Below are 17,251 nucleotides of genomic sequence, written 5' to 3'. Positions count from 1 at the left end.
TTCGTGGCTGCCGCTCTCGAAATCGTAGAGCCAGATGTCGGGAGTGCTGTCCTAAATCTCGCCCTTGCGCCAGAAGTTCTCGACCGTCTTGCGCTCGACATAGGCCAGCGTGCGCCCGTCCGGGCTCAGGTCGGCCTGTGCCATGGGCAGAGGCAGTACCATCCTTGCCCGGCCGCCAGACGTGGCGACCTTCATGAGCACGCCCACCGATTGACCGAGCCCGTCGAGATAGTCCGCTTCCGGCGTCCCCTGCCGCGCTGCACCGAAAAAGACCTCTTCCCCGTCCGCCGAAAAGGCGAGCGGCGTTTCCGGTGCCGAGTGATGCGTGAGCCGGGTGATGTCACCGCCTTTGTCGGGCATGACGAAGACGTCGGAGACATTGAACCGGTCCGAGGCGAAGGCAATATGGCTGCTATCGGGAGACCAGACAGGCGCAGTGCTTCTGAATTCGCGCTCAGTCAGCGGGGAAGCATCGCCGCCTTCGCTTGGGACGATCCAAATTTGGCCGCGGTAAGTGAAGGCGATGGGCGCGCCATCTGGCGAGACCTGCGCGTCGCGGAGCCAATAAGGAGAGGCCGCATCGGCCTGGCATGATAGGGGAGCGCAGAGCAAACCTGCAGCAGCAACGCCAAGAACATATTCGAAAAAATTCATCGAGCCACCAAAATTGTGCGCCGTTCGGATCGAGCGTAGCAAGGCCTCACAATTGAGTCACCGAGTCATCCGACCTGTTGAATATTGAAATAGGGGTCCCGATCGCCGTCGCCGGTGAGGCGATTTCGCAGCGCAGCATAAGATGAGCGCAGCAAGACCAAGGCCGTGCCAATCGAAACCGCAACTTCGGGACCGCCAGATTTCAGACTTAGCAGTTGAGACGAACACATTGCGCTGCTGACATGGCAGAACTAGAAGATTGCGGCGCCACGAAAGTCCGGAAAGTCCCGCATAGCGGACCTGCCTGACCCAGCTTCTCTCTTTTCCTTCCGCGCAGGCCTCTGTTCCTAAAATCAGATATGTCCACCGGTCCGAGCGTATGGAACAGGCCAGACCGCACGATGGCCTTCAGTCCCCTGCCCTGTCCTCAGCCGGCGGGGCCGATTTCAACCACGGTGATTTCCGGCAGGGCGCCGATGCGCAGCGGCAGTTTCGAATAGCCGATCCCGTCGGAGATCACGAGGTGCCGGTCTCCGTCGCGGATATGGCCATGCAGGAAGCGGCGGTCGATCTCTCGCGGCAGGATCGGGGCCCAGCCGAAAAAGCGGATCTGCCCGCCGTGGGTATGGCCCGACAGGGTCAGCGCCACGCGGTCGGGAACATCGGCGAAGACGTTGGGCTCATGCGCAAGCAGGATGGTGTCGGCCTCTTGCGGCACCTGCGCCAGCGTGGCCGGCAAGTCGTCGAGCCCTTCGATGTCGTCGCGCGCGCGGCGCAGCGCCTCCTGGCTTTCCAGGCCGGCGAGCCAGACACCGTTGGGCAGCTCGACCGCGGCATTCGACAGGACGGGGATCCCCGCGGCCTCAAGCGCCTGTGCGGCGCCCACGGGACCGGCGCGACGCTTTTGCGCGGCCGCGTCGTGCCACCAGTCGTGGTTGCCCAGAACGGCATAACGGCCAAGCGGCGCGGTCAGCCGGGCCAGCCGCGTGGCGATCTCGTCCAGCGGCAGATCGACCGAGGTGACATAGTTCGGACCCTGGCTGAGATCACCGGGAAAGAGCACGAGATCGGGGGTCAGGGACCGGGCGCGTTCGATCACCTCGTCGAGGCGTGACAGCGGCACCCACGGGTCGCAGATGTGCAGGTCGCTGACCATCACGATGCGCATGCGTGCCGTGGTCCAGCGGGCGGGAGCGATGTCGTAGCGACGCACCTTCAGCCGCTGCGTGGGCCGCACAAGGGCGTGCCACAGCTTGTGGAAAGGGCCCGCCGGGGTCTCCGGCAGGCCCTGTTGCGTGGCGCCGCGCGGGCGGGATGTCTGTCCGCCGTCGGGCAAGATCACATCCGGCTGGCGACGTTTTCCCAGTTCACCAGGTTGTCCAGGAAGTTGGTCAGGTAGGCCGGGCGCTTGTTGCGGAAGTCGATGTAGTAGGAATGTTCCCACACATCGCAGCCCAGCAGAGCGGTCTGGCCGAAGCACAGCGGGTTCACGCCGTTTTCGGTCTTGGTGACCTTGAGCGAGCCGTCGGTGTCCTTCACCAGCCATGCCCAGCCCGAACCGAACTGGCCGGCGCCGGCGGCGGAGAAGTCTTCCTTGAACTTGTCGACCGAGCCGAAGGCCTCGACCAGAGCCTTTTCAAGCTCGCCGGGCATCTTGTTGTCGCCCGGGCCCATCATTTCCCAGAACTGGTTGTGGTTCCAGAACTGCGATGCGTTGTTGAAGATCCCGTTCTGGGCAACGGCGGAGGCGTCGTAGGTGCCCTTGATGATCTCTTCCACCGACTTGCCTTCCCATTCGGTGCCGGCGATCGCCTTGTTGCCGTTGTCGACATAGGCCTTGTGGTGAATGTCGTGGTGAAACTCCAGCGTTTCCTTGGACATGCCCTTGTCGGCAAGCGCGTCGTGGGCATAAGGAAGATCAGGAAGTTCGAAAGCCATTTTGGGCCTCCCCAGTTAATGATTGGCTGTGAGGTACATGCGGCCGTCACCGCCGCAGGTCAAGGCTTGCGCTCGGAAATGCGTCGGGCGACATGTGTGCCGACGAACACTAGCTGGCCGGGCAGGCATGTTGACATCCCTCAGAAAGACGTATCTCCGGGCGCGGGGCTATATGGAAACCGATCTCGCGGACGAGAAGTTCCGCCTGGATCCCTATCATTCGACATTCTGGCGCAAGGCGGCGGCCGGACGCTGGGAGCCGGAGACCTTCGCGGTGCTGGCATCGCATTTGTCACCGAACGTGGATTACCTGGATATCGGCGCCTGGATCGGGCCCACGGTGCTGTACGGCGCGCGCAAGGCGCGGCGGGTCGTTGCGCTGGAGCCTGATCCGGTGGCCTTCCGCGCCCTGTCCTGGAACATCGAGCTGAACGGGATGGAGAACGTCTCGGCCCTGCCCGTGGCGCTGGCCGACACGGTGGGCGTGACGCGGATGGCCGGAATGCGGGGTGAGCGCGGCGACAGCACGACCAGCCTGCTGAACCCCGGCGGCGAGGCCGGCTCCGACGTGGTGACGCTGGACTGGGCGACGTTGCAGGGCCAGGTGGATCTGTCGGGCGTCGGACTGGTGAAGATCGACGTGGAGGGCGCGGAATTCGACCTGGTGCCGCATATGGCGCCCTGGCTAAAGGCGCAACGGCCCGCGCTGCTGCTGTCGACTCACGCGCCCTGGCTGGACGCCGAGACCCGCGCCGCACGGATGCGGGCGCTGGTCGAGGCGCTGTCGTTCTACGGCAGCTGGTCCTGGCCGGGCGGCGGCGCGGTGGATCCCGCAACGCTGGACAAGGGCCCGGCGCTGGAGCGGTTCGATACGGTCCTGCTGACCGCGTGACGGCCGGGCAGCGCGGGACGGGACACCCCGCGTGTCCCGGGGCCCGGCCCGCTGCTGAAACGCTCAGCCGACGGGCTGGCTGAAAAGATGCACCTCGGATCCCGGGGCGGCCGCGACCTGAAGCAGGTCGAGCACGTACTGCCCGACCGAGCGGAAGCAGATCACCTCGAAGGCGCCATCGCCGCGCATCCAGATCGCCGCGGCCACCTGCCCCAGCCTGGTGCGCCGCACATGGCCCGGGCCGAACCGGTCGGGCGCCAGATCCAGCGGACAGAGCTTGGCCAGCACCTCGCGCGCATGGGCGCCCGAGACCGAGAACCGAACTCGCATGTCCGAGGTATCGACCGCCATGGCGTGATGGCCCTTCAGCGCCCCTCTCAGCGCGTCCAGATGGTCGGGCACATCCTCGGCGGGGCACAGCATCAGTACCTCGTCCGGAGACATCCACAGCAAGCCTCTGTCGTCCTTCAGTTCAGCCCCGAGCGGGCCGGGCATCTTCACCCCCAGCCGCTTGCCCGCCGTGGCCAGACCCTTCGCCGCATCCGGCCCGCCGCGCAGGGTGATCATGCCGCAGGGCGGCTCTGCCCGGATCAAGGCGATGCCCTTGTACTCGCGCGTCTCAGCCATGGAGCCTGCCCCCGCTCTTGTCGTAGAAGACCGGATCGACGATCTGCGCCCGGTAGAGTTTGCCATCGGTGCCCGGGAAATCCAGCACTTCGCCCATGCGGTTGGGCCCGTCGTGGACCAGACCCATGGCAATGCCGCGCCCCAGCGTCGGCGAGTAATAGGTCGAGGTCACGCGGCCCTGCACGTTGCGCTGGCCGTTGGCATTCCGGCCCTCGGCCACCGCATAGGCGCCATCGCGCAGCACCGCGTCGTCATAGGCCAGCAGCCCGACCAGCTTCCAGCGGTCCGGATCGGCCATATGGACCCGTTCCTGCGCGCGCTTGCCGATGAAATCGTCCTTCTTCTTCGAGATCGCCCAGTTCAGGCCCAGGTCCTGCGGGATCACCGTGCCATCGGTCTCGTCCCCGATCATGATATAACCCTTCTCGGCCCGCAGAACGTGCAGCGCCTCGGTCCCGTAGGGCTGGATCCCGCACTCGGCGCCGGCTTCCAGGATCTTCTCCCACAGGGCCGGCCCGTGCCCGGCCTTCACCGCGATCTCGAAGGACAGCTCGCCCGAGAAGGAGATGCGGAAGACCCGCACGTCGAACCCGGCCAGCTGCCCGTCGGTCCAGCTCATGAAAGGCAGCGCCTGGGGGTGCAGCCGCATGCCGCCGAGCGCCTCGAGCACAGTGCGCGCGCGCGGGCCGACAACGGCGATCTGGGCGTATTGCTCGGTCAGGTTCGCGGTCCAGACCTTCCAGTCCCACCATTCGGTCTGCAGCCATTCCTCCATGTGGGCGTGGATGTGGTCCGCGCCGCCGGTGGTGGTGTGGCACAGCCAGGTGTCCTCGTCGATGCGGGCGACGACGCCGTCGTCCATCAGGAAGCCGTTTTCCGAGCACATCAGCCCGTAGCGGCATTTGCCCGGCGCGAGGGTCGACATCATGTTGGTGTACATCATGTCGAGGAATTTCCCTGCGTCAGGCCCCTTCACGAGGATCTTTCCAAGCGTGGAAGCGTCAAGGATACCAACGCCTTGTCGGACGTTCTTCACCTCGCGCGTGACCGCGTCATGCACGGTCTCGCCGCGCCTCACATAGGCATAGGGGCGCCGCCACTGGCCGACCGGTTCCCAGTCGGCGCCATGGGTGTCGTGCCAGTCATGCATCGGCGTGCGGCGCACCGGCTGGAACACCTTGCCGCGCGCCTCGCCGGCGATGGCGCCCATCGAGATCGGCGTGTAGGGCGGCCGGAAGGTGGTTGTGCCGGTCACCGGGATCTCTTGCCCCAGCGCATCGGACAGCACGGCCAGCCCGTTGATGTTGCTCAGCTTTCCCTGGTCCGTTGCCATGCCGAGCGTGGTGTAGCGCTTGGTGTGCTCGACGCTTTGGTAGCCTTCCTGCGCGGCCAGCGCCACGTCCGAGACCTTGACGTCGTTCTGGTAATCCAGCCAGGCTTTCGAGCGCAGCTCGTATCCCGCCCTTGCCGGCATCATCCAGACCGGCAGGATCGGCGCCTGCGCGACCGAGACGGCCACCGGGCGGCGGCGGACCTTGGCGGTCTTGCCCACGGCCTTGGCGGCCTCGCGCCCCGCGTCATGGGCATTGCCCAGCACGTCGCCCAGCAGCAGCTCGCCATCCGCCGCGCCGGCGGGCAGGACAAACCCCTCGCCATCGGCGCCGGTGGGCGGGCGTTTGGCGTCGGGGCGGAAGAGCGCCTGTTCGGCATCCCATGTCAGCTTGCCGCCGCAATGGGACCACAGGTGCACCACCGGCGACCAGCCGCCGGACATGGCCACGGCGTCGCACTCGATCTCGCGTTCGAACACGCCGCCGCTGCCGTCATGCGAACAGATCGCGACCCCTTCGACATATTGCCCGCCCTTCACCTTGCCGATGGCGCGGCCGCGTTCGACGGGGATGCCCATGGCCTCGGCCTCGCGCATCAGGGGGCCACCGCCCAGCGGGCGCGCGTCGATCACGCAGGGCACGTCGACATAGGCGGCCTTCAGCGCGATGGCGGTGCGATAGCCGTCGTCGTTGTTGGTCACGACCACGACCTTGCGACCCACGGCCACGCCGTAAAGTTCGAGGTAATCGCGCACGGCAGAGGCCAGCATAACGCCGGGTATGTCATTGCCGGCGAAGGACAAAGGCCGTTCGATCGCGCCGGTGGCGGTGATCACCCGGGTCGAGCGGATCCGCCACAGCCGGTGGCGCGGCCCCGGCAGGCTGGGCGTGTCGTCGCGCAGGCGTTCATAGCCCAGCAGGTAACCGTGATCGTAGACCCCCGCGCCCATGCAGTTCAGCCGCATGGTGACGTTGTCCATCTCTTCCAGAGCGGTGATGGTGGCGGCGACCCAGTCGGCGGCGGGCTTGCCGTCGATCTCTCCGCCATCGGCCATCACGCGGCCGCCCCAATGCGGCGATTGTTCCAGCAACAGCACGCGGGCCCCGCCCGAGGCCGCGGTCAGCGCCGCCTGAAGGCCCGCGACCCCACCGCCGAGGATTGTGATGTCGGTGTGGTAATGAACATGTTCGTAGGTATCCGGGTCCTTCTCCGTCGGGGCCTTGCCAAGGCCGGCGGCCTTGCGGATGAAGGGTTCGTAGATGTCCTTCCAGAACTCGCGCGGGTACATGAAGGTCTTGTAATAGAAGCCCGCCGGCAGCAGCCGCGCCAGTTTCGCGTTGATGCCGCCGATGTCGTATTCCAGCGAGGGCCAACGGTTCTGCGACGTCGCATAGAGCCCGTCGAAGAGCGCGGTGGTGGTGGCGCGCTGGTTCGGCTCGAACCGGTTGCCCTGCCCCAGCTCGACCAGCGCGTTGGGCTCTTCCGGCCCGGCGGCCACCGGGCCGCGCGGGCGGTGGTACTTGAACGACCGGCCCATGATGACCTGGCCCGCGCCCAGCACCGCCGAGGCCAGCGTGTCGCCGGGATGACCCGTCAGGCGCCGGCCGTCGAAGGTGAAGGCCACCTTGCTGCTGCTGTCGATGAACCGGCCCTTGCCGGCGATGCGGCGGCTGGTCATGCCGCGCCTCCCTTGCTGTCGGTCGTCGTCTTGGTCGCCATCTTGGTCTTCGTCTTCGGGGTCGTCATTTCGCGCCCAGCTCCCGCCAGGTCCAGCCCGGGCGCTTTTTCGTAATCGTGTCGAGGATCTCTTGCGGCGGCTCGGTGGTCTGGGCCGGGTAGGTCCCGAACACCTCGAGCGTTTGCGTGCAGCGGGCGGCGTGGAACCACTTGCCGCAGCCATAGGCATGGCGCCAGCGTTCGAAATGCACGCCGCGCGGGTTCTCGCGCTGGAACAGGTAGCCGGAGAAATCCTCGTCCGAGGAGCCGGGGCCGTAACGTTTCAGATGCGCCTCGCCGCCGGGGCTCAGCTCGGTTTCCTCGGCGTCGACACCGCAGACGGGGCATCGGAAGGTCAGCATCGGCTCACTCCTTAGGCGGCAGGCAGGCCACGTGGGCCAGCGAGAGTTGGGTCAGTTCCTGGCGAAGGTCGGCATCCTCGTCGAAGGCCCCGGGGTCGAGGCGGACGAAGCCGCCCATGCGGCGGGTGCCCTGCATCATCGGCGATACGCCGTCGCGCGACAGCACCTGCGCTTCGACCGCCTTGCCGGGACGATACAGCGCGCCCTGGGGGCCGTAGGCACCCAGCATGTTGCCGTGAAGCAGGAAGCAGATACCGCCGAACATGGGCTTTTCCGACAATCCGGGCTCGAACCCGAAGTCGGCGCGCATGATCTCGGCGCGGCTCTCGTCATAGGCCATGGGATGGCCTTTCCGGGAGGGATGTGCAGGAGCCGTATGTCAGGCGGAGCTGGCGCGGGCGGTCGGATCGCGCCACAGCGCGGAACCTGACGGCCCGGACGGTGTTCGGGAGGTCCGGCTCAGTTGCCGGTCGTGCTGCCCGGCTGCGTTCCGTCTTCGACGGCGGCCGGCAGTTCGATCCGGACGCCGGGATCATCGGGCACGGCCCATGTCCCGCTGTAGACAAAGAAGCCGACCGTGGTGACAGCAATCGCGATGGCGCCCACGAAGACGGCAAGCGCGACACTGCCGCGACGGGGGTAAGGGATTGTCTCCCGGTGCATGTCCACGTCCTGTCGTCAAAGAAATTGTGGATCAACCTCACTGAGGTAAGTGTCACCGAACTGACAAAGTTCCTTGTCCCCGAAAATTCTTTTGCCTGTGGCGCGGGCGCCAGACGCCGAAGATACCGGACGCGCCATGCGTGCCGCCCGATGCGGGGCGGAAAGGATATGGGCCACCTGCCCGCCATCAATGCGCCACCCCGGCGGCGACGCTTTCGTCGATGAACCGCCCCTCGGGGAATCGATCCAGCGAGAAGGCCTCGCACAATGGCGCGAGGCCCTTGGCCATCAGCTCGGCAAAGCCCCAGCCGGAGCCGGGGATCGCCTTGAACCCGCCGGTGCCCCAGCCGCAGTTGATGAAGCAATTGCCCAGCGGCGTCTTCGACAGGATCGGAGAGCGGTCGCCCGTCATGTCGACGATCCCGCCCCATTGCCGCAGCATCTTCAGCCGCGAGATCATCGGGAAGGTTTCGATCAGCGCGCGGACGGTTTCCTCGATATGCTGGAAGGAGCCGCGCTGGGTGTAGTTGTTGAACCCGTCGGCGCCGCCGCCGATCACCATCTCGCCCTTGTCGGACTGGCTCATGTAGCCGTGCACGGTGTTGGCCATCACGACGATGTCCATGCAGGGCTTGATCGGCTCCGACACCAGCGCCTGCAGCGCGACGCTTTCCACCGGCAGGCGGAAGCCCGCCTTCTCGGCCAGCACGCCGGAATGGCCGGCGACCACGATGCCCAGCTTCTCGCAGGAGATGGCGCCGCGCGTGGTCTCGACCCCTGTCACCTGCCCGCCGTCGGAGCGCACGGCGGTGACCTCGCAATTCTGGATGATGTCCATGCCCATGTCGGAACAGGCCCGGGCATAGCCCCAGGCCACCGCATCGTGCCGAGCGGTGCCGCCGCGCGCCTGCCAGAGCCCGCCGAGGACGGGATAGCGCGGTCCGTTCAGCTCGATGATCGGGACCAGCTGCTTGACCTTCTCGGGGCCCACGAACTCGGTCTCGACCCCCTGAAGACGGTTGGCATGGGCGGTGCGCTGATAGCCGCGCACCTCGTGCTGGGTCTGGGCCAGCATCAGCACGCCCCGGGGCGAGAACATGAGGTTGTAGTTCAGGTCCTGGCTGAGCCCCTCGTAAAGCGCGCGCGACTTTTCGTAGATCGCGGCCGAGGGGTCCTGCAGGTAGTTCGAGCGGATGATCGTGGTGTTGCGGCCGGTATTGCCGCCGCCCAGCCAGCCCTTGTCCAGCACGGCGACATTGGTGATGCCGAAGCGCTTTCCGAGGTAATAGGCCGTGGCCAGGCCATGACCCCCGGCGCCGACGATGATCACATCATAGCGATCCTTCGGCTGGGCGTCCTTCCAGGCCCGGGTCCAGCCCTTGTGATCGTTCAGCGCTTCTCGGACGAGTGCGAAGGCGGAATATCTTTTCATGGTCAGGCGATTCCCCGGATCCGGTCATGCACGGGTCATCGCCCGCAGCACGATTTTACGCAGGCCTCGCCCCGGCGCAATGCACTCCTGTTGCGACAGGCGGGGTGCGACATCCCGACAAGGCGCGGGGATTTGCCTCTTTTGCCCGGAGGCCGCGGCCTGTAGATCCATGGAAACGCCACCATATGCGGGGACCGCATGCTGTTCTGGATCGTCTCGACCCTTCTGGCCATCGCCGTTGCCGGCCTTCTGGCGCTGGCACTGCTGCGCGCGCGCGGCCAGGGCGAACCGCCGGCGGCCTATGACCTGCGGGTCTATCGCGACCAGCTGCGCGAGGTCGACCGCGATCTGGCGCGCGGCGTGATCGACCCGGCCGACGCGGACCGGATCCGCACCGAGGTCTCGCGCCGGATCCTGGCCGCCGATGCCCAGCTGCAGGAGCAGACCGGCGGCGGGCGGCAGCGCGGCCCCGGTGTCGTGCTGCTTGCGGCGGGGTTGGCGGTGGCGCTGGTTCTGGGCGGCGCGCTTCTCTATCGCGGGCTCGGGGCGCCGGGCTATGCGGACCTGCCGCGCCAGCTGCGGATCGAGCAGGCGGAATATGTGCGCCTCAACCGTCCCGACCAGGCCGAGGCAGAGGCCGACATGCCCGAGCGCACCCCGTCGCAGGCCGATCCGCAATACGCCGAGCTGATGGACCAGCTTCGCGCCACGGTCGCGGACCGTCCCGACGACCTGCAGGGCCATGTGCTGCTGGCGCAGAACGAGGCCGCGATGGGAAATTTCGCGGCCGCGTGGCGCGCCCAGGCCGAGGTGATCCGCATTCGCGGCGAGGATGCCCTGCCCCAGGATTACGCCGAGCTGGCCGAGATGATGATCCTGGCTGCCGGCGGCTATGTCTCGCCCGAGGCCGAGCGCGCGCTGGGCCAGGCGCTTCGACGCGACGGCCGCAACCCGGTGGCGCGCTATTACTGGGGCCTGCTGCTGCAGCAGATCGGGCGGCCGGACCTGGCGTTCTCGACCTGGGACGGGCTGCTGGGCGAAAGCCGGCCCGACGCGCCCTGGCGCGAACCGATCGAGGCGCGGATGCCCGAGCTTGCCCGCTTGGCCGGCGTGACATGGGAGCCCCGTGCGCCCATTGTGCAACAGCCCGGGCCGAGCCAGTCGGATATCGACGCGGCGTCGGAGTTGAGCGACGAGGATCGGATGAGCATGGTACGGGGCATGGTCGAGGGCCTGTCCGACCGGCTGGCCACCCAGGGTGGTGCGCCCGAGGAATGGGCCCGGCTGATCCAGGCGCTGGGCGTGCTTGGCGAAACGGACCGGGCGGAGGCCATCTGGACCGAAGCGGCCGAGGTCTTTGCCGGGGATGCGGCAGCGCTTGCGACCGTGACGGCCGCGGCGGAACAGGCAGGATTGAAGTAATGATCATAGAGGACATCCCGTCTTTCGTGACGGCGCTGCCCCCGACCGGGGCCCTGGCCGGGCTCGACTTCGGCGACAAGACGATCGGCATCGCGCTGTCGGACCGGCTGCGCGGCACCGCCACGCCGATGGAGACGATCCGCCGGCGCAAGTTCACGCTGGACGCCGCGCGTCTGATGGAAGTCATGGCCGAGCTGGAGGCGACCGGCATCGTGCTGGGCCTGCCCCGCAACATGGACGGCTCGGAGGGGCCGCGCTGTCAGAAGACCCGTGCCTTCGCGCGGAACCTGACGCAGATCACCGACATTCCGATCACATTCTGGGACGAACGCCTGAGCACGGTGGCCGCCGAGCGCGCCCTGCTGGAGGCCGACACCTCGCGCCGCCGCCGCGCCGAAGTGATCGACCACGTGGCGGCCGCCTATATCCTGCAGGGCGCGCTGGACCGGATCGCCCACCTGGCCCGCGAAACGGCCCGAGAGGGGGATGCGTGAGCGACGATGTCTGGAAACGTCAGGAGGTCGCGTCGCCCTGCGTGAAGATCTGCCTCGTGCACCCGCAAGAGAAGATCTGCACCGGCTGCTACCGCACGCTGGACGAGATCGCGCAATGGTCGCAGATGTCCCCGGAGGCCCGCGAAAAGGTGATAGCCGAGCTGCCCTCGCGTGCGCCGCGGCTGCGCAAGCGGCGGGGCGGACGGCAGGCGCGGATGTCGCGCTGAGCGGTCTTGCCTGTGGCGCCGGGCAGTTCTGCGGTGGCGCTCTTCGCCTGACCCGGTGCGGATCAGTCTCCGGACGCTCGGAGACCGGTGGACCGTAACCGGCCCGCGCCAGTCACGACCAGTCCGGCCTCAGCCATTGCGCCGCCGTCGCGACCTCGGGGCGGAAGAAGGCGGTCATCCGCCCGTCGGGCGCCTCGGCCCGGTCATCCTCCCACGGGCCGGTGCCGTGCAGCGTGAAGCGATGCAAAAGGAAGGACCCGCCCGGCGGCGGCACCAGCGGCACAGGCCGGATCCGGTCCAGCACCTGGCGCCGCGCGGCGACATAGGCATCGGTGACATCCACGTCCTCCGGTCTCTGGTCGCCCACGGCTTCGACAAGCGCGTCCCCGATGATCCGGTGCGAGCCGGGCCAGCACAATGTCGGCGCCTGGCGGACTTCGGTCAGCGGAAGACCGAGGATGAAACCGTGCAGTTCCAGCGGGTAACGCCGCCCCTCCGCCCCCACGCGCAGCAGCCCGTCCACATGGGCCGCCGCCCGTGTCAGGCGATAGATGTACCCTCCGTCGCTTTCGCCCGGATCGCGGCCCGGGTAGCCCGGGTAGACGATCGAGAGCTGCGCCAGCGGCCAGGACCGCAGCGGCGGCAGATCCGCGTGGAACGGCCCGTCGAGCGGCACGCCCTGGATATCGCCCTCGGTCCCGGTGGGCAGGGCATCGACCCCGACGAACCAGGTCTCGCCGTGGCGCAGGTTGCGACGGCGCACCTCCGGGTCGGCGGCGATGCGCCGGCCGGCTGCCAGCGCCGTGGCCGCCCAGTGCAGCGTGCCGGCATGCACCGGATAGATCCGGTAGCCTTCCGAGCCTAGCATGCCATCACCGCTTCCCGCCCGGCGCGGGTGTCGCGGCCGGGTTACTGTCATGCGGGGCGGATTGCACGGCTTTGCAGCCGCGGGCCCCTTCCCCGATGGCCTGGGTTGTGCCGTCGTTGCCTATGGATGTCGCGGGATCATGGAGAGCGATTGCAACCATGAGAAAACCTTTCAGAACGTGACGGACCAGATAACGGTTTGGTTCACAAGTGCAAGTAATATGAAACCCGTCCCGAGTCTTAAGGTCGGCTATCGTTTCGTTGACAGATTTGCGTCCTGTTCATGATACCAAACTGAAGGGACTGACAGGGCGCGACATACGTGCTAATCGCACATAAATGTTTGCGGCACATATTGCCGCGATTCGAACCCCACAAAGGTGTCATCATGTTCCGGATTGCCCTCATGCTCGGGCTTCTGTCGGTTGTCGGCCCGTTCGCCATCGACATGTACCTGCCCGCCCTGCCCCGGATCGCCGAGGACCTCGCCGCGACCGAAGCCCAGATCCAGTTCTCGCTGACGGCTTATTTCGTCTCTTACGGGGTGGCGCAGATCTTTTACGGGCCGCTGGCGGACCAGACCGGGCGCAAGCTGCCGATCCTGCTGGGCGCGGGCATCTTCCTGCTGGGCGCCGTGGGCGCGGCGATGGCGCCGAGCGCTGCGGCGCTGACGCTGTGGCGCGCGGTGCAGGGCTTTGGCGGAGCCGCGATGATGGTGATGCCGCGGGCGATCGTGCGCGATCTGTATCGCGGGCCGGATGCCACGCGGCTGATGGCGATGGTGATGCTGGTGATCTCGGTCTCGCCGATGCTGGCGCCGATGGCCGGGTCGCTGGTGATCGCCGTGTCGGGCTGGCGCGTCGTCTTCGTCTTCATGGCGACGCTGGCGCTGATCGCCATCGCGATAACCCTGTTCGCCCTGCCCGAAACCCTGCCGAAGGAGCGCCGGGTGCCGGTGAACCTGCGCAAGCTGGCCGGGAACGCGAAGGCCTTGATGACCGACGGGACCTTCATGGGGCTGACCTTCATCGGCGGCTTCGGTATGGCCAGCTTCTTCGTCTTTCTGGCCTCGGCGAGCTTTGTCTACATGGGCCAGTTCGGCATGGACAGCACCCAGTTCTCGATGGCCTTCGCCCTGAACGCCCTGGGCTTTTTCGGCGCCTCGCAATTCGCCGGCCCGGCGGCCGCCCGCATGGGCGTGACCCGGGTGGTCCGTCTGGGCGTGGGGCTGTTCTTCCTGTCCAACATGGTCCTGCTCTGCGCCGCGCTGGCCGGGCTGGCCCCGCTGCCGGTGATCATGACGGGGCTGTTCTGCGCGAACGCGGGCCTGGGCCTGGTGATCCCGACCACCGCCGTTCTGGCGCTGGAGCCGCATGGCGACAAGGCCGGGCTGGCCTCGTCCCTGGGCGGGACGCTTCAGATGCTGACGGGCGGCGGGATGATCATGGTGTCGGGCCTGTTCTTCGACGGCACGGCGCTGCCGATGGTCATGGCCACGTCGATCTGCGCGACGATGGCGATGGGGCTGGCGCTGGTCTTCCTGTCGCGCGAGACGCCGGCGCCGGTGGTGCAGGACATCTGATCCGCGCCCGGGCAACCGCGCCGGGCCTTTTTCCGGCCGGTCAGGCGGCGTTCGACAGGATCGGTTCCAGCGCCGCTTCCACCACCTCGGGCCCCGCGCCGGGCTTGGGCGCCTCGGACGACAGCAGCTGCCGCCAACGCCGCGCGCCGGGCCGGCCCAGGAACAGCCCCAGCATGTGCCGCGTGACCTGGTGCAGCCTGCCCCCATTGGCGAGGTGCGTCTCGATATAAGGCAGCATGGCACGGGCCACGGCTACGGGATCGGCCCGCGTGCCGGTGCCGTAGATCTCGGGATCCGCGGCACTTAAGATCCCCGCCGGATCATGATAGGCCGCGCGCCCGATCATCACCCCGTCCATCCCCTGATCCAGCAGCGCCCTGGCCTGTGCAAGCGAGGTGATCCCGCCGTTGATCGACAGGTGCAACCCTGCAAAGCGCTGTTTCATCCGCAGGACCAGGTCGTAATCCAGCGGCGGGATATCCCGGTTCTCCTTGGGCGACAGTCCCTGCAGCCAGGCCTTGCGCGCATGCACGATCAGCCGTTCGCAGCCCGCATCGGCCATGCGCGCGATGAAATCGGGCAGCACGGTTTCGGGGTCCTGGTCATCCACCCCGATCCGGCATTTCACGGTGACCTCGACCTCCACCGCCTTGCGCATGGCAGTGACACAATCGGCCACCAGCGCCGGCTGTTCCATCAGCACGGCCCCGAAACAGCCCGATTGAACCCGGTCCGAGGGGCAGCCGACGTTCAGGTTGATCTCGTCATATCCGGCCGCGGCCCCGATCCGCGCCGCCTCGGCCAACTCATCCGGGTCCGAGCCGCCCAGCTGCAGCGCGACGGGGTGCTCCTCTGGCGAGAAGTCCAGCAGATGCAGCGCCCCGCCTCGCACCAGCGCGGGCGCGGTGACCATTTCGGTGTAGAGCAGCGTGTCGCGCGTGAAGAGCCTGTGGAAGTACCGGCAATGCCGGTCGGTCCAGTCCATCATGGGTGCAACGGACAGGCGGGAGGCCGTTGAAATCTCTATTTTTTTATTCTTTTCGGTCACTTACAGGCACCTACAGTTCGTCTCGTTTCCGCTCATTATGGACCAAATTCGTCGATTTTGACACTGGATTTGGTCCCGTGGACCAAATACAATTTCGTGGACCAAATGGGGAGACCATCATGGGCTCGATCACCACACGCAAACGCAAGGATGGAAGTCACAGTTACAGGGCACGTGTACGAGTGATGCGCGAGGGAACCGTCTATCACGAGACAAAGACCTTTGACAGACGCCCTGCCGCAACCGCCTGGATAAAGAAGCGCGAGAAAGAGCTAGCAAAACCTGGTGCCTTGGAGGAGTTGAACGTATCTGACCCCCCGTTGTCCAAAGCGATTGAGCGCTACACCGAAGAAACGGTGAAGGATATCGGTCGTACCAAGGCGCAGGTCCTCAGGACCATCGCCACCTACCCGATCGCCGATCTACCCTGTTCCACCATCAAGTCGAAGGATATCATCGAGTTTCTTCAGTCACTGCCCGGACAACCGCAAACAGTCGGGAACTACGCGAGCCATCTCGCCTCCATATTCGCCATAGCACGACCGATGTGGGATTTCCGACTGGATGACCGGGAGATGAGAGATGCGATCACTGTTGCGCGCCGTATGGGGATTACCTCCCGCTCAGCCCAGCGGAACCGCAGACCCACTCTCGATGAACTCGACCGGTTGCTGGTCCATTTCGTTGATCGGCGCCAAAGAACACCTCAGGCCATGCCCATGCACAAGGTGATCGTGTTCGCTCTCTTCTCGACGCGCCGACAGGCAGAGATCACCCGCCTCACCTGGGATGACTTCCAGAAGGAGCACAAGCGCATCCTGGTCCGTGACATGAAGCATCCCGGCGAGAAGCTCGGAAACGATACCTGGGTCGATCTGCCCGAGGAGGCCATTCAGATCATAGACAGTATGTGCAAGAGCAAGGCTGAGATTTTTCCTTACTCTCCGGACGCGATCACGGCCAACTTCACCCGCGCCTGTAAGCTGCTCGGAATCGAGGATCTGCACTTCCACGATCTGCGCCACGAAGGCATTTCTCGGCTATTCGAGATGGGTTGGAACATTCCCCATGTAGCAGCCGTCAGTGGGCACAGGTCTTGGGTCAGCCTGAAGCGATACACGCACATCCGGGAAACAGGCAACAAATATGCGAGCTGGCCTGGACTGCAGCTCGCAATCGACAACGCGTGATACGGCGACCCAAGCTTGACCTTCGCGCGACCGCTTTCGCTTTACCCACGAAGATAATGGAGCATGTGGACCGGAGAAGGCAATCTCCGCATCTATGAGGAAATCAAATCTTGGTAGGCGAGACACCGAGCGCGCAGAAAGTCACATACTCCCGTTGACTGGATTCCCTGAAAAGCCCGCGTTTTGAAATTCGCCTGCCCCCCCTGAACCAGAAGATGCGATCACCTACGAACGCTTCTGGTGAGTTGGCCTGGCGCTTTATGTCCAAGCGACCTTGGCTTTCGGTCGACCTCGGAACAACAGCTCCCCAAATCATTCGTCCGTCGAACCATGCCACTGGAACGGCACCGAGTGCCCGCTCTCCGCAAACCGCCGCTCGAAATCCTGCGCGACCTCCTCCACCGTGATCGTGGAAAATTGCGCCAGCAGCCGCGCCTCGGCCTCTGACAGCGTCGCGTCCAGCCGCGCGTCGACCGCCTGTTCGACGAGGCAGGACGAGGAATCCGCCTGTGGCCCGATGTTGAACAACGGCGGGTGACCGACCGCCTCGTAGACATCGCGCAGGCTGATCCTGGCCAGCGGGCAAGCCAGTTGCCAGCCGCCGCCATGACCCTTTTCCGACGTCACGATTCCCCGCTCGCGCAGCCCCGCCATCATCCGGCGCACCACCACGGCATTGGTCGAAATCATCTGCGCGATCTGTTCCGAGGTGGCACGCCCGAGGTGCCGGTCCATGTGGATCAACACGTGCAACATGCGGGACATGCGAAGATCGCGCGCCATGGGGTTTCCTTTCCTGATCTTT

18 protein-coding genes are annotated in these 17,251 nt (G+C 66.2%); 6 read left to right on the top strand and 12 right to left on the bottom strand.

Going from position 1 to position 17,251, the window contains the following annotated elements:
* Window positions 1–51: 51 nt before the first annotated feature.
* From ATO3_RS00325 to ATO3_RS00315, 3 genes are all read right to left on the bottom strand, one after another.
* A complete protein-coding gene (locus ATO3_RS00325; protein ID WP_088647814.1) occupies window positions 52–654 on the bottom strand; it encodes a PD40 domain-containing protein in 603 nt (200 codons plus the stop codon).
* 427 nt (window positions 655–1,081) lie between these two features.
* Complete coding sequence (locus ATO3_RS00320; protein WP_088647813.1) at window positions 1,082–1,990, bottom strand: metallophosphoesterase; 909 nt, start codon at window positions 1,988–1,990, stop codon at window positions 1,082–1,084.
* Between the two features lie 2 nt (window positions 1,991–1,992).
* Entirely contained in the window at window positions 1,993–2,592 is a 600-nt protein-coding gene (locus ATO3_RS00315; RefSeq protein WP_088647812.1) for a superoxide dismutase, read from the bottom strand.
* Between the two features lie 172 nt (window positions 2,593–2,764).
* On the opposite strand from ATO3_RS00315, the gene ATO3_RS00310 reads away from it, so the two are divergent.
* The gene (locus ATO3_RS00310) at window positions 2,765–3,484 is read left to right on the top strand and encodes an FkbM family methyltransferase (RefSeq protein WP_233151982.1); all 720 of its coding nucleotides are present in this window, start codon (window positions 2,765–2,767) and stop codon (window positions 3,482–3,484) included.
* Between the two features lie 63 nt (window positions 3,485–3,547).
* Here the strand turns inward: ATO3_RS00310 and ATO3_RS00305 are convergent, their stop codons facing one another.
* The 6 genes from ATO3_RS00305 to ATO3_RS00280 all read right to left on the bottom strand — a co-directional run bounded on the left by ATO3_RS00305 (window position 3,548) and on the right by ATO3_RS00280 (window position 9,616).
* Window positions 3,548–4,111: a sarcosine oxidase subunit gamma gene (locus ATO3_RS00305; RefSeq protein ID WP_088647810.1), complete on the bottom strand. Its 564-nt coding sequence runs from the start codon at window positions 4,109–4,111 to the stop codon at window positions 3,548–3,550.
* Entirely contained in the window at window positions 4,104–7,121 is a 3,018-nt protein-coding gene (locus tag ATO3_RS00300; protein ID WP_088647809.1) for a sarcosine oxidase subunit alpha family protein, read from the bottom strand. Before ATO3_RS00300 ends, ATO3_RS00305 begins: the two co-directional genes overlap by 8 nt.
* Window positions 7,122–7,185: 64 nt before the next feature.
* Window positions 7,186–7,521 (bottom strand): sarcosine oxidase subunit delta, encoded by a 336-nt coding sequence (locus ATO3_RS00295; RefSeq protein ID WP_088647808.1) that lies wholly within the window; start codon window positions 7,519–7,521, stop codon window positions 7,186–7,188.
* A gap of 4 nt (window positions 7,522–7,525) precedes the next feature.
* Window positions 7,526–7,861, bottom strand: a complete 336-nt coding sequence (locus tag ATO3_RS00290; RefSeq protein WP_088647807.1) for a TfoX/Sxy family protein — start codon at window positions 7,859–7,861, stop codon at window positions 7,526–7,528.
* A 119-nt stretch (window positions 7,862–7,980) separates the two neighbouring features.
* Window positions 7,981–8,184, bottom strand: coding sequence for a hypothetical protein (locus tag ATO3_RS00285; RefSeq protein ID WP_088647806.1), 204 nt, complete (start codon window positions 8,182–8,184; stop codon window positions 7,981–7,983).
* 187 nt (window positions 8,185–8,371) lie between these two features.
* Window positions 8,372–9,616, bottom strand: a complete 1,245-nt coding sequence (locus tag ATO3_RS00280; protein ID WP_088647805.1) for a sarcosine oxidase subunit beta family protein — start codon at window positions 9,614–9,616, stop codon at window positions 8,372–8,374.
* Between the two features lie 198 nt (window positions 9,617–9,814).
* Here ATO3_RS00280 and ccmI point away from each other — a divergent pair, with 198 nt between their 5' ends.
* From ccmI to ATO3_RS00265, 3 genes are read left to right on the top strand one after another with little or no spacing between them, the layout of a single operon-like run.
* Window positions 9,815–11,038, top strand: a complete 1,224-nt coding sequence (gene ccmI, locus ATO3_RS00275; RefSeq protein WP_088647804.1) for a c-type cytochrome biogenesis protein CcmI — start codon at window positions 9,815–9,817, stop codon at window positions 11,036–11,038.
* Complete coding sequence (gene ruvX, locus ATO3_RS00270) at window positions 11,038–11,532, top strand: Holliday junction resolvase RuvX (protein ID WP_088647803.1); 495 nt, start codon at window positions 11,038–11,040, stop codon at window positions 11,530–11,532. Before ccmI ends, ruvX begins: the two co-directional genes overlap by 1 nt.
* On the top strand, window positions 11,529–11,759 hold the full coding sequence (locus ATO3_RS00265; protein ID WP_088647802.1) for a DUF1289 domain-containing protein: 231 nt from the start codon (window positions 11,529–11,531) through the stop codon (window positions 11,757–11,759). Before ruvX ends, ATO3_RS00265 begins: the two co-directional genes overlap by 4 nt.
* Before the next feature lie 112 nt (window positions 11,760–11,871).
* Here ATO3_RS00265 and ATO3_RS00260 read toward each other — a convergent pair whose 3' ends face one another.
* Window positions 11,872–12,627: a hypothetical protein gene (locus ATO3_RS00260; RefSeq protein WP_088647801.1), complete on the bottom strand. Its 756-nt coding sequence runs from the start codon at window positions 12,625–12,627 to the stop codon at window positions 11,872–11,874.
* Window positions 12,628–13,014: 387 nt separating this feature from the next.
* Between ATO3_RS00260 and ATO3_RS00255 the strand changes: the two genes are divergently transcribed.
* A complete protein-coding gene (locus tag ATO3_RS00255) occupies window positions 13,015–14,208 on the top strand; it encodes a multidrug effflux MFS transporter (RefSeq protein ID WP_088647800.1) in 1,194 nt (397 codons plus the stop codon).
* A 40-nt stretch (window positions 14,209–14,248) separates the two neighbouring features.
* Here the strand turns inward: ATO3_RS00255 and dusA are convergent, their stop codons facing one another.
* Window positions 14,249–15,256 (bottom strand): tRNA dihydrouridine(20/20a) synthase DusA, encoded by a 1,008-nt coding sequence (dusA, locus tag ATO3_RS00250; RefSeq protein ID WP_088647799.1) that lies wholly within the window; start codon window positions 15,254–15,256, stop codon window positions 14,249–14,251.
* A 119-nt stretch (window positions 15,257–15,375) separates the two neighbouring features.
* Here dusA and ATO3_RS00245 point away from each other — a divergent pair, with 119 nt between their 5' ends.
* On the top strand, window positions 15,376–16,446 hold the full coding sequence (locus ATO3_RS00245) for a site-specific integrase (RefSeq protein WP_088647798.1): 1,071 nt from the start codon (window positions 15,376–15,378) through the stop codon (window positions 16,444–16,446).
* 312 nt (window positions 16,447–16,758) lie between these two features.
* On the opposite strand, the gene ATO3_RS00240 is transcribed toward ATO3_RS00245, so the two are convergent.
* Window positions 16,759–17,229 carry an Rrf2 family transcriptional regulator gene (locus ATO3_RS00240; RefSeq protein ID WP_020042239.1) on the bottom strand — a complete coding sequence of 157 codons (471 nt, stop codon included), beginning with the start codon at window positions 17,227–17,229 and terminating at the stop codon, window positions 16,759–16,761.
* Window positions 17,230–17,251: the final 22 nt, after the last annotated feature.

It is taken from the genome of Marinibacterium profundimaris (assembly GCF_002210095.1).
GTDB classification, from domain to species: Bacteria; Pseudomonadota; Alphaproteobacteria; order Rhodobacterales; family Rhodobacteraceae; genus Marinibacterium; species Marinibacterium profundimaris.
The sequence above is the reverse complement of the archived record's forward strand: the minus strand, read 5'-3'. Positions and strand labels throughout refer to the sequence as shown.

Excerpts from the sequence above, each read along its gene's own strand:
- ATO3_RS00310 (WP_233151982.1), top strand. The coding sequence starts at position 2,765 with ATGGAAACCGATCTCGCGGACGAGAAGTTCCGCCTGGATCCCTATCAT.
- ATO3_RS00315 (WP_088647812.1), bottom strand. The coding sequence starts at position 2,592 with ATGGCTTTCGAACTTCCTGATCTTCCTTATGCCCACGACGCGCTTGCC.
- ATO3_RS00255 (WP_088647800.1), top strand. The coding sequence starts at position 13,015 with ATGTTCCGGATTGCCCTCATGCTCGGGCTTCTGTCGGTTGTCGGCCCG.
- ATO3_RS00290 (WP_088647807.1), bottom strand. The coding sequence starts at position 7,861 with ATGGCCTATGACGAGAGCCGCGCCGAGATCATGCGCGCCGACTTCGGG.
- ATO3_RS00240 (WP_020042239.1), bottom strand. The coding sequence starts at position 17,229 with ATGGCGCGCGATCTTCGCATGTCCCGCATGTTGCACGTGTTGATCCAC.
- ATO3_RS00245 (WP_088647798.1), top strand. The coding sequence starts at position 15,376 with ATGGGCTCGATCACCACACGCAAACGCAAGGATGGAAGTCACAGTTAC.
- ATO3_RS00260 (WP_088647801.1), bottom strand. The coding sequence starts at position 12,627 with ATGCTAGGCTCGGAAGGCTACCGGATCTATCCGGTGCATGCCGGCACG.
- ATO3_RS00295 (WP_088647808.1), bottom strand. The coding sequence starts at position 7,521 with ATGCTGACCTTCCGATGCCCCGTCTGCGGTGTCGACGCCGAGGAAACC.
- ATO3_RS00280 (WP_088647805.1), bottom strand. The coding sequence starts at position 9,616 with ATGAAAAGATATTCCGCCTTCGCACTCGTCCGAGAAGCGCTGAACGAT.
- ATO3_RS00325 (WP_088647814.1), bottom strand. The coding sequence starts at position 654 with ATGAATTTTTTCGAATATGTTCTTGGCGTTGCTGCTGCAGGTTTGCTC.
- ruvX (WP_088647803.1), top strand. The coding sequence starts at position 11,038 with ATGATCATAGAGGACATCCCGTCTTTCGTGACGGCGCTGCCCCCGACC.
- ATO3_RS00300 (WP_088647809.1), bottom strand. The coding sequence starts at position 7,121 with ATGACCAGCCGCCGCATCGCCGGCAAGGGCCGGTTCATCGACAGCAGC.
- ATO3_RS00305 (WP_088647810.1), bottom strand. The coding sequence starts at position 4,111 with ATGGCTGAGACGCGCGAGTACAAGGGCATCGCCTTGATCCGGGCAGAG.
- ccmI (WP_088647804.1), top strand. The coding sequence starts at position 9,815 with ATGCTGTTCTGGATCGTCTCGACCCTTCTGGCCATCGCCGTTGCCGGC.
- ATO3_RS00285 (WP_088647806.1), bottom strand. The coding sequence starts at position 8,184 with ATGCACCGGGAGACAATCCCTTACCCCCGTCGCGGCAGTGTCGCGCTT.